Origin of the sequence: Nocardioides solisilvae (genome assembly GCF_003194625.1) — a bacterium.
Lineage (GTDB): Bacteria > Actinomycetota > Actinomycetes > Propionibacteriales > Nocardioidaceae > Nocardioides > Nocardioides solisilvae.
The window spans coordinates 139,403-152,578 of the sequence record NZ_QHKX01000001.1 but is presented as its reverse complement, the minus strand read 5'-3'; the positions used below and the strand labels follow the sequence as shown (position 1 = coordinate 152,578).

Here is a 13,176-nt window from a genome sequence, read left to right as displayed (position 1 = left end):
GGTAGCGGGCTCAGCCCAGGGAGTCGCGGACCGGCACGAACTTCGCCTGCGACTCCGCGAGCTCGGCCTCGGGGTCGGAGTCGGCGACGATCCCGCAGCCGGCGAAGAGCCGGACCACGCGTCCCTCGACGCCCGCCGAGCGCAGGCCGATGCCCCACTCGCCGTCGCCGGAGGCGTCCATCCAGCCGACCGGGCCGGCGTACCGGGCCCGGTCCATCCGCTCGAGCTCGGCCAGCAGCGCCGTCGCGGGCCCCGTGGGCGTGCCGCCGACGGCGGCGGAGGGGTGCAGCGACTCCGCCAGCTGGAGCGAGGAGACGGTCCCGGCGTCGTGGACGACGCCGTTCACGTCGGTGGCCAGGTGCATGACGTTGGGCAGGTGGAGGACGAACGGCGCCTCGGGGACGTTCATCGAGGAGCAGTGCGGCTCCAGCGCGTCGGCGACCGAGCGGACGGCGTACTCGTGCTCCTCGAGGTCCTTCGAGCTGCGGGCGAGCGTGGCGGCCAGGGCGAGGTCGCGCTCGTCGTCGCCGGTGCGGCGGATCGTCCCGGCCAGCACCCGGGAGGTGACCAGGCCGCGCTCGCGGCGCAGCAGCATCTCGGGGGTGGCGCCGAAGAAGCCGTCGACGTGGAAGGTCCAGCAGGTCGGGTACTGCTCGGCGAGGCGGGCCAGCGGCCAGCGGACGTCCACCGGCTCCGCGGCGGTGGCCAGCAGGTCGCGGGCCAGCACGACCTTCTCCAGGTCGCCGCGCTGGATCCGGGTCACGGCGTCGGCGACCGCCGACATCCACTGGTCGCCGTTGAGCGCGCCGTCGGCGAACTGCACGTCGCGGGGGGCCGCCGGCGCGGCGACGTCGGCGGCGAGGACGTCCGCCGGGCCGGGGACGGGCTCGCCGGCGGGGGTGACGGTCGTGCACCAGGCCACCGCCCCGCGGCGGCCCAGGACGACCGAGGGCACGACCAGGACGGAGTCGCCGGGGGCGTCGGCGAAGGCGAAGGAGCCGAAGGCGACCAGCCCGGTCCCGGGCTCGTCGACGGCGTCCTCGACCTCGGCCCGCGCCACCAGCTCGGCCCACCACTTGTCGGCCTCGCTGAACCGCGTGCTGCCGCTGGTGCGGACCTGGGCGGCGACGCCCCAGCCGACGAGCCCCTCGCCGTTGCGCAGCCAGGAGACGGGCCGGTCGTCGGGGAGCCGGGCCAGCAGGTCGTCCACGGACGCGGGGTCGACCGCGACGGTCCGCACCACCAGCGGGTCGCCGGTCGTCGGACCGGCGGGGGTGGCCGGGCTCTTGCTCACCCCGCGAGACTACCGCCGGGCCGCCGAGGGCCCCGGGACGGGAGGACGCAGATGACACTCACCGGCGAGCAGGGGTCCGCGCTCGAGCGGCGCTGGCGCCTGCGGCTCGCGGTGTCGGCCGGCGTGCTGGCGCTGATGGCCGCCGTCGCCACCGCGACCGCGTTCACCGACGAGGGGGCCCCACCGCTCGTGCCGGCGCTGCTCTGGGCGGCGGCGGGCTGCCTGGTGGTGGCGCGCCGCGCGGTGCCGCCCGGCGCCCGGTACGGGCCGGGGCTGCTGCGCAGCGGCGCCTGGGTGCTCCTCGCCCTGGTGCTGGTCGTGGCCCCCGTGCTGCTGGACCGGCTCGGCTGAGCGGGCGCGTATAGGCTCCGCCCGTGGCCCGTGCAGAACTCGACAAGCAGCCCTCCGACGTCCAGCGGATGTTCGACGCGGTCGCGCGCCGGTACGACGTGACCAACGACGTGCTCTCGCTCGGCCAGGACCGGCGCTGGCGCCGCGACGTGCTGGCCGCGGTGGCGCCGCAGCCGGGGGAGCGGGTCCTCGACCTGGCCGCCGGCACCGGCACGTCGAGCGTGCCGTTCGCCGAGGCGGGCGCGACCGTCGTGCCGTGCGACTTCTCCCTCGGGATGCTGCGGGTCGGCAAGCAGGCGCGGCCCCACCTGCCCTTCACCGCGGGCGACGGCACGCGGCTGCCCTTCGCGGACGCCTCGTTCGACGCGGTGACGATCTCGTTCGGGCTGCGCAACATCGTCGACCCGCTCGCCGGTCTCGCCGAGCTGCGCCGGGTCACCCGGCCCGGCGGCCGCCTGGTGGTCTGCGAGTTCAGCCACCCCACGTGGTCGCCGTTCCGCACCGTCTACCTGGAGTACCTGATGAAGGCGCTGCCCGCGATCTCGCGCGCGGTCTCCTCCAGCCCGGACGCCTACGTCTACCTCGCCGAGTCGATCCGCGCCTGGCCCGACCAGGCCGGTCTCGCCGCGATGGTCGGGGAGGCCGGCTGGCGCGACGTCGAGTGGCGCAACCTCAGTGGCGGCATCGTGGCGCTGCACCGCGCCCGTGCGTGACGAGAATTACGCAACGCCAGACTGAGTTAAATACGCAGGTCAGCGTGCGAATCGCCGCTCTGCACCCCCGGCGTGACGAAGGACGCACCGGCACCTAGACTGGCGGCCGCGGCCATTCGTGAAGGCTTTCACAATCGCACGACTGTGACCTGGGTCTCCCACGTGGCCGCTCCACGGGAAGGAGTGCGCAGGAGATGGAGCTCTACACACCGGTGCTGTTCCTGGCCGCGATCGCGGCCGGATTCGCCGTGCTGTCGATCGGGATGAGCTCGGTCCTCGGGCCGAAGCGGCACAACCGGGTCAAGGTCGACTCCTACGAGTGCGGCATCGAGCCCACGCCCCAGCCGGTCGGCGGCGGGCGCTTCCCCGTGAAGTACTACACGATCGCGATGACCTTCATCGTCTTCGACGTCGAGATCATGTTCCTCGTGCCGTGGGCGGTCTACTTCGACCAGCTGAGCTGGTTCGGCTTCGCGGCCGTCGCGCTCTTCCTGCTCAACGTGACCATCGTCTACGCCTACGAGTGGCGTCGTGGCGGACTGGACTGGGACTGAGGAACTGACATGGGTGTCGAGGACAAGCTCCCGAGCGGAGTCATGCTCACCACCGTCGAGGGCCTGGCGGGGTGGATGCGGAAGGCGTCGTTCTGGCCGGCGACCTTCGGCCTGGCCTGCTGCGCCATCGAGATGATGACGAGCGGCGGCCCGAAGTACGACCTGGGCCGCTTCGGCATGGAGGTCTTCCGGGCCAGCCCCCGCCAGGCCGACCTGATGATCGTGGCGGGCCGGGTGAGCCAGAAGATGGCGCCGGTGCTGCGCCAGATCTACGACCAGATGCCCGAGCCCAAGTGGGTGCTCGCCATGGGCGTCTGCGCCAGCTCCGGCGGCATGTTCAACAACTACGCGATCGTCCAGGGCGTCGACCACGTCGTGCCGGTCGACATGTACCTCCCCGGATGTCCGCCGCGGCCCGAGATGCTGATCGACGCGATCCTCAAGCTCCACAAGGAGGTGCAGGGCACCAAGATGGGCGCCCACCGCCTGGCGGAGATCGAGGCCGACGAGACCGCGGCGCTGAACGCCCTGCCCACCTCCGAGATGCGGGGCCTGCTGCGATGAGCGACGAGAAGAAGAAGGAGTTCGGCACCGCCGACAACGTGCGGGTCACCCGGGACACCCCGGGCACCCGCGCCCGCGAGGACGAGGTCAACGCGCCCGGCGAGGGCGGGGAGATCCTGCCTGCCGACGCGACGCAGGAGCGCGCGGTCGGCGTCCGCCGCGGGATGTTCGGCGCCGCCGGCACCGGCGACACCAGCGGCTTCGGCGGCCTGGTCGCGCCGGTGATCTTCCCCGGCGCCACCCAGCGCCCGTACGGCGGCTGGTTCGACGAGGTGGCCGACGCGCTGGCCGAGGGCCTCGCCGGCTCGGGCCTGGAGCAGGCGACCGACCGGGTCGTGGTGCACCGCGGCGAGATCACCTTCCACGTCCGCCGCGAGGACCTGCTCCCCGTGGTCCGGCTGCTCCGCGACGACGCGCGGCTGCGGTTCGAGCTCTGCTCCTCGATCTCGGGCGTGCACTACCCCGAAGACGCCGGTCGCGAGCTGCACGTCGTCTACCACCTGCTCTCGATGACCCACAACCGCCGGGTGCGGCTGGAGGTCGCGGTCCCCGACTCCGACCCCCACCTGCCGACGGTCGTCCCGGTCTACCCCACGGCCGACTGGCACGAGCGCGAGACCTGGGACATGTTCGGGGTCGTCTTCGACGGCCACCCCGCGCTGACCCGGATCCTCATGCCCGACGACTGGCCGGGCCACCCCCAGCGCAAGGACTACCCCCTCGGGGGCATCCCTGTGGAGTACAAGGGCGGGTCCGTCCCGCCGCCGGACCAGCGGAGGTCCTACACCTGATGAGCACCGACCAGCACGACTTCTACGCCCACGGCTCCGAGACCAGCCAGGGACGGGTCTTCACCGTCACCGGCCAGGACTGGGACTCCATCAGCGAGGGCCTCGGCGAGGGCGCCGAGGAGCGCATCGTCGTCAACATGGGGCCGCAGCACCCGTCCACCCACGGCGTGCTCCGGCTCATCCTCGAGCTCGAGGGCGAGACGGTGACCGAGGCCCGCTGCGGCATCGGCTACCTGCACACCGGCATCGAGAAGAACATGGAGTACCGCTCCTGGGTGCAGGGCGTCACCTTCTGCACCCGGATGGACTACCTCTCCCCGTTCTTCAACGAGGCGACCTACTGCCTCGGCGTCGAGCGGCTCCTCGACATCGAGGACCAGATCCCCGAGAAGGCGCAGGTCATGCGCGTGCTCCTGATGGAGCTCAACCGCATCTCCTCCCACCTGGTGGCCATCGCCACGGGCGGCATGGAGATCGGCGCGCTGACCGTCATGACGGTCGGCTTCCGCGAGCGCGAGCTCGTGCTCGACCTCTTCGAGACGATCACCGGCCTGCGGATGAACCACGCCTTCATCCGCCCGGGCGGCGTCGCGCAGGACCTCCCCGCCGGTGCGCTCGACGACATCCGCGCCTTCGTCGCGCTGATGAAGAAGCGGCTCCCCGAGTACGCCGACTTCTGCAACGCCAACCCGATCTTCCGGGGACGCCTCGAGGGCGTCGGCGAGCTCGACCTCGCCGGCTGCCTGGCCCTGGGGATCACCGGCCCGCCGCTGCGCGCCACCGGCTACGCCTGGGACCTGCGCAAGACCCAGCCGTACTCGGGCTACGAGGACTACGAGTTCGACGTCCAGACCTGGGACACCCCCGACGCCTACGGGCGGTTCCGGGTGCGGCTCAACGAGATGTGGGAGTCCCTGCGGATCGTCGAGCAGTGCGCCGACCGGCTCGCCGGCCTCGACGGGGCCCCCGTCATGGTGGGCGACAAGAAGGTCGCCTGGCCCAGCCAGCTCGCCATCGGCAGCGACGGGATGGGCAACAGCCTCGACCACATCCGCCACATCATGGGCGAGTCGATGGAGGCGCTGATCCACCACTTCAAGCTGGTCACCGAGGGCTTCCGGGTCCCGCCGGGCCAGGCCTTCGTGCCGGTGGAGAGCCCCCGCGGCGAGCTCGCCGCGCACGTCGTCTCCGACGGTGGCACCCGGCCGTTCCGGGCGCACTTCCGAGACCCGTCGTTCGTCAACCTGCAGGGCACCAGCGTGATGTCCGAGGGCGGCATGGTCTCCGACGTGATCGTGGCCATCGCCTCGATCGACCCCGTGATGGGAGGAGTGGACCGATGAGCACCGACACCCCGCTCGACGACCGCACGGTCGCCGAGCTCCGCGAGATCGCGGCCCGCTACCCCCAGCCGCGCTCCGGGCTCCTGCCGATGCTCCACCTCGTCCAGTCCGCCCAGGGCCGGATCACCCCCGAGGGGATCGAGGCGTGCGCCGAGGTCCTCGGGATCACCGCCGCCGAGGTCAGCGGCGTGGCGACCTTCTACACGATGTACAAGCGCCGCCCCGTCGGCGACTACCACGTCGGGGTCTGCACCAACACGCTCTGCGCGGTGATGGGCGGCGACGCCATCCTCGAGCGGCTCAAGGAGCACCTCGACGTCGGCAACGACGAGACGGCCGCGTCCCGCGAGGGCGACACCGCCACCGTCTCGCTCGAGCACATCGAGTGCAACGCGGCCTGCGACTACGCCCCGGTGATGACCGTCAACTGGGAGTTCATGGACAACCAGACGCCGGAGTCGGCCGTGCAGCTCGTCGACGACCTGCGCGCCGGGCGCGAGGTCCGCTCCACCCGCGGCCCGCGGATCTGCACGTGGCGCGAGGCCGAGCGGGTGCTGGCCGGCTTCAACGACGGCCTCGCCGACGAGGGCCCCTCGGCCGGCCCGGCCTCGCTGGTCGGCCGCGAGCTGGCCCGGGAGAACGGCTGGACCGCCCCCACCGGCGGCGAGCAGCGGAAGGCGGACGACAAGTGAGCGACCCGATCGAGACCCTGACCCCGGTCCTGACCGCCAACTGGGGCGACGAGCGCTCCTGGACGCTGGAGGCCTACGAGGCCCAGGGCGGCTACCGCGCCCTGACCAAGGCGCTCGGGATGGCGCCCGACGACATCATCTCCGCCGTCAAGGACTCGCAGCTGCGCGGCCGCGGCGGCGCGGGCTTCCCGACCGGCATGAAGTGGGGCTTCATCCCGCAGGACAACCCGAAGCCGAAGTACCTCGTCGTCAACGCCGACGAGTCCGAGCCGGGCACCTGCAAGGACATCCCGCTCATGATGGCCAGCCCGCACACCCTCGTCGAGGGCGTCATCATCAGCGCCTACGCGATCCGCGCCAACCACGCCTTCATCTACGTCCGCGGCGAGGTGCTGCACGTGATCCGGCGGCTCCAGCGCGCCGTCCAGGAGGCCTACCTGGCCGGCCACCTCGGCAAGGACGTGCACGGCTCCGGCTACGACCTCGACCTGGTCGTGCACGCCGGCGCCGGCGCCTACATCTGCGGCGAGGAGACGGCGCTCCTCGACTCCCTCGAGGGCCGCCGCGGGCAGCCCCGGCTGCGCCCGCCGTTCCCGGCGGTGGCGGGGCTCTACGCCAGCCCCACGGTGATCAACAACGTGGAGTCGATCGCCTCGGTGCCCAGCATCGTCGCCAACGGGCCCGAGTGGTTCTCCTCGATGGGCACCGAGCGGTCCAAGGGCTTCGGCATCTTCAGCCTCTCCGGCCACGTCGAGCGCCCCGGCCAGTACGAGGCCCCGCTGGGGATCACCCTGCGCCGCCTCATCGAGCTGGCCGGCGGGATGCGGAACGGCAACGCCCTGAAGTTCTGGACGCCGGGCGGCTCCTCCACGCCGCTGCTCACCGACGAGCACCTCGACGTGCCGCTCGACTTCGAGGGCGTCGGCGGCGCGGGCTCGATGCTCGGCACCCGGGCCCTGCAGATCTTCGACGAGACCGTCTGCGTGGTCCGCGCGACCCTGCGCTGGCTGGAGTTCTACAAGCACGAGTCCTGCGGCAAGTGCACCCCGTGCCGCGAGGGCACGTGGTGGCTGGTGCAGGTGCTGGCCCGGCTCGAGAAGGGCCAGGGCACCGAGGCCGACCTCGACCAGCTGCTCGACCAGTGCGACAACATCCTGGGGCGCTCGTTCTGCGCCCTCGCCGACGGCGCGGTGAGCCCGGTGCAGTCCTCGATCCAGTACTTCCGGGACGAGTACGTCGCCCACCTCACCCAGGGCGGCTGCCCCTTCGACCCCGCGGCGTCCACCCTCTTCGCACCCGCAGGAGCGCGCGCATGACCCAGGTCTCCACCGAGCTGGTGAACCTCACGATCGACGGCGTGGCCGTCAGCGTCCCCCCGGGGACGCTGGTGATCCGCGCCGCCGAGCAGATCGGCGTCCAGATCCCGCGGTTCTGCGACCACCCGCTGCTCGCGCCCGCCGGCGCCTGCCGGCAGTGCCTCGTCGAGGTGGCGCTGCCCGGCCCCGACGGCTCGATGCGCCAGATGCAGGGCCCGCCCGGCCGGATGAAGCCGCAGGCCTCCTGCACCCTCGTCGTCTCGGAGGGGATGGAGGTCCGCACGCAGCTGACCTCGCCCGACATCGACAAGGCCCAGCAGGGCGTGATGGAGCAGCTGCTCATCAACCACCCGCTGGACTGCCCCGTCTGCGACAAGGGCGGCGAGTGCCCCCTGCAGAACCAGGCGATGTCCAACGGTCGCGGCGAGTCCCGGTTCTCCGCCCAGGGCGGCGTCAAGCGGACCTACCCCAAGCCGATCAACATCTCGGCGCAGGTCCTGCTCGACCGCGAGCGCTGCATCCTCTGCGCCCGGTGCACCCGGTTCTCCCAGGAGATCGCGGGCGACCCGTTCATCGCGCTGATCGAGCGCGGCGCGCTCCAGCAGGTCGGGATCTACGAGCGGGAGCCGTTCGAGAGCTACTTCGCCGGCAACACGGTCCAGATCTGCCCCGTCGGCGCGCTGACCAGCGCCGACTACCGGTTCCGCTCGCGCCCCTTCGACCTGGTCTCCTCGCCGTCGGTGGCCGAGCACGACGCCTGCGGTGCAGCCATCCGGGTCGACCACCGGCGCGGCAAGGTGATGCGCCGGCTCGCCGGCCACGACGCCGACGTCAACGAGGAGTGGATCACCGACAAGGACCGGTACGCCTTCGCCTACGCGCGCCAGGCCGACCGGCTGACCCACCCGCAGGTCCGCGACGCCGACACCGGCGAGCTGCGTCCCGCGTCGTGGCCCGAGGCGTTCGCCGTCGCGGCCCGCGGCCTGGCCGGCGCCGGCGGCTCGGCCGTCCTCACCGGCGGCCGCCTGACCGCCGAGGACGCCTACGCCTACGCGAAGTTCGCCCGGGTCGCCCTCGGCACCCACGACATCGACTTCCGGGCCCGCCCGCACAGCGCCGAGGAGGCCGACTTCCTCGCCTCCGAGGTGGTGCTGACCAGCCACGAGGACGGCGGGGTCACCTACGCCGACCTCGAGCGCGCCTCGGTCGTCGTCCTGGCGGGCCTCGAGCCCGAGGACGAGGCCGGCACCCTCTTCCTGCGGCTCCGCAAGGCGGTCAAGCAGCACGGGACCCGCGTGGTCTCCGTGGCGCCGTACACCTCCCGCGGCCTGGCCAAGCTGGACGGCCGCCTCGTCCGCACGGCGCCCGGCGCCGAGGCCGAGGCGCTCCGCGAGCTGGCCCACGACGGGGAGGTCGCGCTCGACGGCGGCGGCCTGCTGCTGGTGGGGGAGCGGCTCGCCGCCACCCCCGGCGCGCTGACGGCCGCGGCCGAGCTCTCCCGGACCACCGGGGCCCGTCTCGCCTGGGTGCCCCGGCGCGCCGGCGACCGCGGCGCCGTGGAGGCCGGCTGCCTGCCCACGCTGCTGCCCGGCGGCCGCCCCGCGGCCGACGCCGCCGCGCGGGTCGACCTCGCCACCGCCTGGGGTGTCGAGCAGCTGCCGACCGGGCCGGGCCGCGACGGCGACGCCATCGTGGCCGCGCTGGCCGCGGGCGAGCTGGGCGGCCTCGTGGTCGGGGGCGTGGACCCCGACGACACGGCCGACCCCGCGGCGTTCCGCGAGGCGCTGGGCCGGGCCCGCTTCGTCGTCCAGCTCGAGCTGCGCGCCACCGACGTGACGCCGTACGCCGACGTGGTGCTGCCGGTGGCCCCGGTCACCGACAAGGCCGGCACCTTCGTCACCTGGGACGGGCGCACCCGCGCCTTCGAGCAGGTCTTCGCCAACCCGGGGTCGCTGCCCGACCTGCGGGTCCTGGCCGGGATCGCCGAGGAGCTCGGCGCCCCGCTCGGCTTCCGGACCGTCGAGGAGGTGCGCCGCGAGATGGCCGCCGTCGGCCCGTGGGACGGGGAGCGCCCCGCGCTCGCCGGCACCGCGCCGGCCCCGACGGCCGGGGCCTCGGAGCCGGCGCCCGGCGCCATGCGCCTGGCGACCTGGAAGCAGCTGGTCGACCTCGGGTCGATGCAGGACGGCGAGTCGGCCTACCGCGCCGCCGGCCGGCGGGCGGTGGCCCGCCTGTCGGCCACCGACCACGAGCGGATCCTCGGGCCCGTCGCCGACGGGGTCGTCGCCCGCGTCGAGGTCACCGGCGACCGGGGCAGCGTCGTGCTGCCCGCCGAGGTCGCCGACCTGCCCGACGGCGTCGTCTGGCTGCCCGCGCGCTCGGTGGGGCGCGGGGTGCTGGCGGACGTCGCCTCGCCGGGCAGCACCGTCACGGTGAAGGGAGCAGGGGAGTGAGCACCGCAACGCGTGTCCTGGTGAGCGCCCAGGCCGAGGTCGGCGAGGCCGGCGGACGCCTCGAGGCGTTCGGCCAGGACCCCTGGGGCCTGGTCCTGGTCAAGGCCGTCCTGATCTTCCTCGTCCTCGTCCTCCTGACGCTCTTCAACATCTGGTTCGAGCGCCGCGTGGTGGGCCGGATGCAGCACCGCATCGGCCCCAACGTCAACGGCCCCTTCGGCCTGCTCCAGGCGCTGGCCGACGGCACGAAGCTGATGTTCAAGGAGGACATCTTCCCGAAGGCGGCCGACAAGGTCGTCTACTTCGCGGCGCCGTTCATCGCGGTGATCCCCGCCTTCGTGACCTGGTCGGTGATCCCGCTCGGCCCCGAGGTCGACGTCCCGTTCACCGACCTCACGACCCCGCTGCAGCTCACCGACATGCCGGTGGCCGTCCTCTTCCTGCTCGGCATCGCCTCGATCGGGATCTACGGCATCGTGCTCGCCGGTTGGTCCTCGGGCTCGACCTACTCCCTGCTGGGCGGCCTGCGCTCGAGCGCCCAGATGATCTCCTACGAGATCGCCATGGGCCTGGCCCTGGTGGCGGTCTTCATCTACGCCGGCTCGATGTCGACCTCCGAGATCGTCGCGGCCCAGGCGGGCGGCGAGGTCGAGCTCTTCGGCCTCGACGTGCCGGTGCCGGGCTGGTTCGGCTTCATCCTGCTGCCGTCGTTCGTGGTCTACGTGATCGCGATGGTCGGCGAGACCAACCGCGCCCCCTTCGACCTCCCCGAGGCCGAGGGCGAGCTGGTCGGCGGCTTCCACACGGAGTACTCCGCGATGAAGTTCGCGATGTTCTTCCTCGCCGAGTACATCAACATGGCCACCGTCTCGGCCATCGCCACCACGCTCTTCCTGGGCGGCTGGCGGGCCCCGTTCCCGTTCTCCCTGTGGGACGGCGCCAACGAGGGCTACTGGCCGGTGCTCTGGTTCTTCGGCAAGATGCTGCTCTTCATCTTCATGTTCATCTGGCTGCGCGGCACCCTGCCCCGGTTGCGCTACGACCAGTTCATGGCGTTCGGCTGGAAGGTGCTGATCCCGATCTCGCTGGCCTGGATCATGGCGGTCGCCGCGATCCGCCTGGCGGCGGGCCCCGACGGCATCGACCGCAACTACCTGATCGCGGGCTTCGCGGTCGCCGTGGTGCTGCTGGCCGTCGCGCTGGTGCTGCCCGGCGGCGGGGGCGACGGCGAGGGCGCCGACGAGGCGCCCGCCGAGCCGGAGGACGCCTTCGCGGGCGGCTTCCCGGTGCCCCCGATGCCGGCGGGCGGTCCCGTCCGCGGCGCCGCCGCCCCGCTGACCTTCCCGACCCGCACGACCGACCACGCTGGTGAGGAGATCTGATGGCCGCCGCTGAGTCCCGCCCTGAGAAGGCGGGGTCCGAGCAGGGCTCGAAGACCCTGAAGGAGCAGCTCTGGGACCCCGTCGCCGGGTTCGGGGTGACCTTCCGGACGATGTTCCGCAAGGTCGTCACCGAGCAGTACCCGTTCGACAAGCAGCCGACCGCGCCCCGGTTCCACGGCCGGCACCAGCTCAACCGCTGGCCCGACGGGCTGGAGAAGTGCATCGGCTGCGAGCTCTGCGCGTGGGCGTGCCCGGCCGACGCGATCTACGTCGAGGCCGACGACAACTCCGACGCCGAGGGCGGGGAGCGGTTCAGCCCCGGCGAGCGCTACGGCCGCGTCTACCAGATCAACTACCTGCGCTGCATCCTGTGCGGGCTCTGCATCGAGGCCTGCCCGACGCGCGCGCTCACGATGACCAACGAGTACGAGCTGGCCGACACCACGCGCGAGTCGCTGATCTACGAGAAGAACGACCTGCTCGCCCCGCTGCTGCCCGGGATGGAGCAGCCGCCCCACCCGATGCTGCTCGGCGACGACGAGGGCGACTACTACCGCGGCGACTTCTCCAAGAAGGAGGCCGACCGGTGACCGCCTTCTGGATCCTCTCCCCGGTGATGGTGCTGGCGGCCCTGGGCATCCTCTTCGTGCGCAAGGCCGTCCACGCGGCGCTGCTGCTCGCCGTCGTCATGATGAGCCTCTCGGTGCTCTACCTGGTGCTCGAGGCGCCGTTCCTGTTCGCCGTCCAGGTGATCGTCTACACCGGCGCGATCCTCATGCTCTTCCTCTTCGTCGTGATGCTCGTCGGCGTCGACGCGAGCGACTCCTCGGTCGAGACGATCCGCGGTCAGCGGCTCGCCGCCACGCTCGTCGGGCTCGCGCTCGGCGCGGTGCTGGTCCTCGCGGTCGGCCAGGTCTCGCTCGGCGCCGTCACCGGGATGGGCGCGGCCAACGCCGACGGCAACGTCGAGGGGATCGCCGCCCTGCTCTTCACCCGCTACGTCTTCGCCTTCGAGGCGATCGCGGCCCTGCTGATCACGGCCGCGCTCGGCGCGATGGTGCTCGCCCACCGCGAGCGCCTCACCCCCAAGCAGACCCAGGGCGAGATGGCCGCGCAGCGGATGCGCGACTACGCCGAGTCGGGCAAGCACCCCGGCCCGCTCCCGGCTCCCGGCGTGTACGCCCGGCACAACGCGGTCGACACCCCCGCGCTGCTGCCCGACGGCAGCATCTCCGAGCTGTCCGTCTCGCGGGTCATGCAGGCGCGCGGCGTGGTCCGCTCCGCCCCGGCGCTGGCCGACGACATCGACCCGATCGCCCGCCAGCTCGGCGTCCCCGACCAGGACCCGGCCAGGGCGCCGGAGACCAGCGGCAAGAGCGGTGCGGTCACCGACACCGAGGAGGACCGGGCATGAGCCTCACCCCCTACATCGTCCTCTCGGCGATCCTGTTCACCATCGGCGCGGTCGGCGTGCTCACCCGGCGCAACGCGCTCGTGGTCTTCATGTGCGTGGAGCTCATGCTCAACGCCTGCAACCTGGCCCTGGTGACCTTCGCCAAGCAGCACGGCAACCTCGACGGCCAGGTCGCCGCCTTCTTCGTGATGGTGGTGGCCGCGGCCGAGGTCGTGGTCGGGCTGGCCATCATCATGACCATCTTCCGGACCCGTCGCTCGGCCTCGGTCGACGACGCGAGCCTGCTGAAGTACTGACGAGGTCGCTGAC

Annotated in this window: 14 protein-coding genes; 13 read left to right on the top strand and 1 reads right to left on the bottom strand. The window is 72.6% G+C overall.

The window, feature by feature from the left end; genetic code table 11:
* Positions 1–10: 10 nt before the first annotated feature.
* Entirely contained in the window at positions 11–1,294 is a 1,284-nt protein-coding gene (locus DNK53_RS00785; protein ID WP_110180433.1) for an isochorismate synthase, read from the bottom strand.
* A gap of 51 nt (positions 1,295–1,345) precedes the next feature.
* Here DNK53_RS00785 and DNK53_RS00780 point away from each other — a divergent pair, with 51 nt between their 5' ends.
* From DNK53_RS00780 to nuoK, 13 genes are all read left to right on the top strand, one after another.
* Positions 1,346–1,645, top strand: a complete 300-nt coding sequence (locus DNK53_RS00780; protein WP_110180432.1) for a hypothetical protein — start codon at positions 1,346–1,348, stop codon at positions 1,643–1,645.
* 23 nt (positions 1,646–1,668) lie between these two features.
* Positions 1,669–2,358 carry a demethylmenaquinone methyltransferase gene (locus tag DNK53_RS00775; RefSeq protein WP_110180431.1) on the top strand — a complete coding sequence of 230 codons (690 nt, stop codon included), beginning with the start codon at positions 1,669–1,671 and terminating at the stop codon, positions 2,356–2,358.
* Between the two features lie 194 nt (positions 2,359–2,552).
* Positions 2,553–2,912, top strand: coding sequence for an NADH-quinone oxidoreductase subunit A (locus DNK53_RS00770; protein WP_110180430.1), 360 nt, complete (start codon positions 2,553–2,555; stop codon positions 2,910–2,912).
* 9 nt (positions 2,913–2,921) lie between these two features.
* The gene (locus DNK53_RS00765; protein ID WP_110180429.1) at positions 2,922–3,476 is read left to right on the top strand and encodes a NuoB/complex I 20 kDa subunit family protein; all 555 of its coding nucleotides are present in this window, start codon (positions 2,922–2,924) and stop codon (positions 3,474–3,476) included.
* Entirely contained in the window at positions 3,473–4,267 is a 795-nt protein-coding gene (locus DNK53_RS00760) for an NADH-quinone oxidoreductase subunit C (RefSeq protein WP_110180428.1), read from the top strand. Before DNK53_RS00765 ends, DNK53_RS00760 begins: the two co-directional genes overlap by 4 nt.
* The gene (locus DNK53_RS00755) at positions 4,267–5,610 is read left to right on the top strand and encodes an NADH-quinone oxidoreductase subunit D (RefSeq protein WP_110180427.1); all 1,344 of its coding nucleotides are present in this window, start codon (positions 4,267–4,269) and stop codon (positions 5,608–5,610) included. Before DNK53_RS00760 ends, DNK53_RS00755 begins: the two co-directional genes overlap by 1 nt.
* The gene (nuoE, locus tag DNK53_RS00750; RefSeq protein WP_110180426.1) at positions 5,607–6,302 is read left to right on the top strand and encodes an NADH-quinone oxidoreductase subunit NuoE; all 696 of its coding nucleotides are present in this window, start codon (positions 5,607–5,609) and stop codon (positions 6,300–6,302) included. The genes DNK53_RS00755 and nuoE overlap by 4 nt, the downstream gene beginning before the upstream one ends.
* Positions 6,299–7,618, top strand: coding sequence for an NADH-quinone oxidoreductase subunit NuoF (nuoF, locus tag DNK53_RS00745; RefSeq protein ID WP_204163691.1), 1,320 nt, complete (start codon positions 6,299–6,301; stop codon positions 7,616–7,618). Before nuoE ends, nuoF begins: the two co-directional genes overlap by 4 nt.
* The gene (locus tag DNK53_RS00740) at positions 7,615–10,071 is read left to right on the top strand and encodes an NADH-quinone oxidoreductase subunit G (protein WP_110180425.1); all 2,457 of its coding nucleotides are present in this window, start codon (positions 7,615–7,617) and stop codon (positions 10,069–10,071) included. The genes nuoF and DNK53_RS00740 overlap by 4 nt, the downstream gene beginning before the upstream one ends.
* Before the next feature lie 17 nt (positions 10,072–10,088).
* Positions 10,089–11,453 (top strand): NADH-quinone oxidoreductase subunit NuoH, encoded by a 1,365-nt coding sequence (gene nuoH, locus DNK53_RS00735; protein ID WP_110181311.1) that lies wholly within the window; start codon positions 10,089–10,091, stop codon positions 11,451–11,453.
* Positions 11,453–12,043, top strand: coding sequence for an NADH-quinone oxidoreductase subunit NuoI (nuoI, locus tag DNK53_RS00730; RefSeq protein ID WP_110180424.1), 591 nt, complete (start codon positions 11,453–11,455; stop codon positions 12,041–12,043). The genes nuoH and nuoI overlap by 1 nt, the downstream gene beginning before the upstream one ends.
* Entirely contained in the window at positions 12,040–12,867 is an 828-nt protein-coding gene (locus DNK53_RS00725; protein ID WP_110180423.1) for an NADH-quinone oxidoreductase subunit J, read from the top strand. Before nuoI ends, DNK53_RS00725 begins: the two co-directional genes overlap by 4 nt.
* On the top strand, positions 12,864–13,163 hold the full coding sequence (gene nuoK / locus DNK53_RS00720) for an NADH-quinone oxidoreductase subunit NuoK (protein ID WP_110180422.1): 300 nt from the start codon (positions 12,864–12,866) through the stop codon (positions 13,161–13,163). The genes DNK53_RS00725 and nuoK overlap by 4 nt, the downstream gene beginning before the upstream one ends.
* Positions 13,164–13,176: the final 13 nt, after the last annotated feature.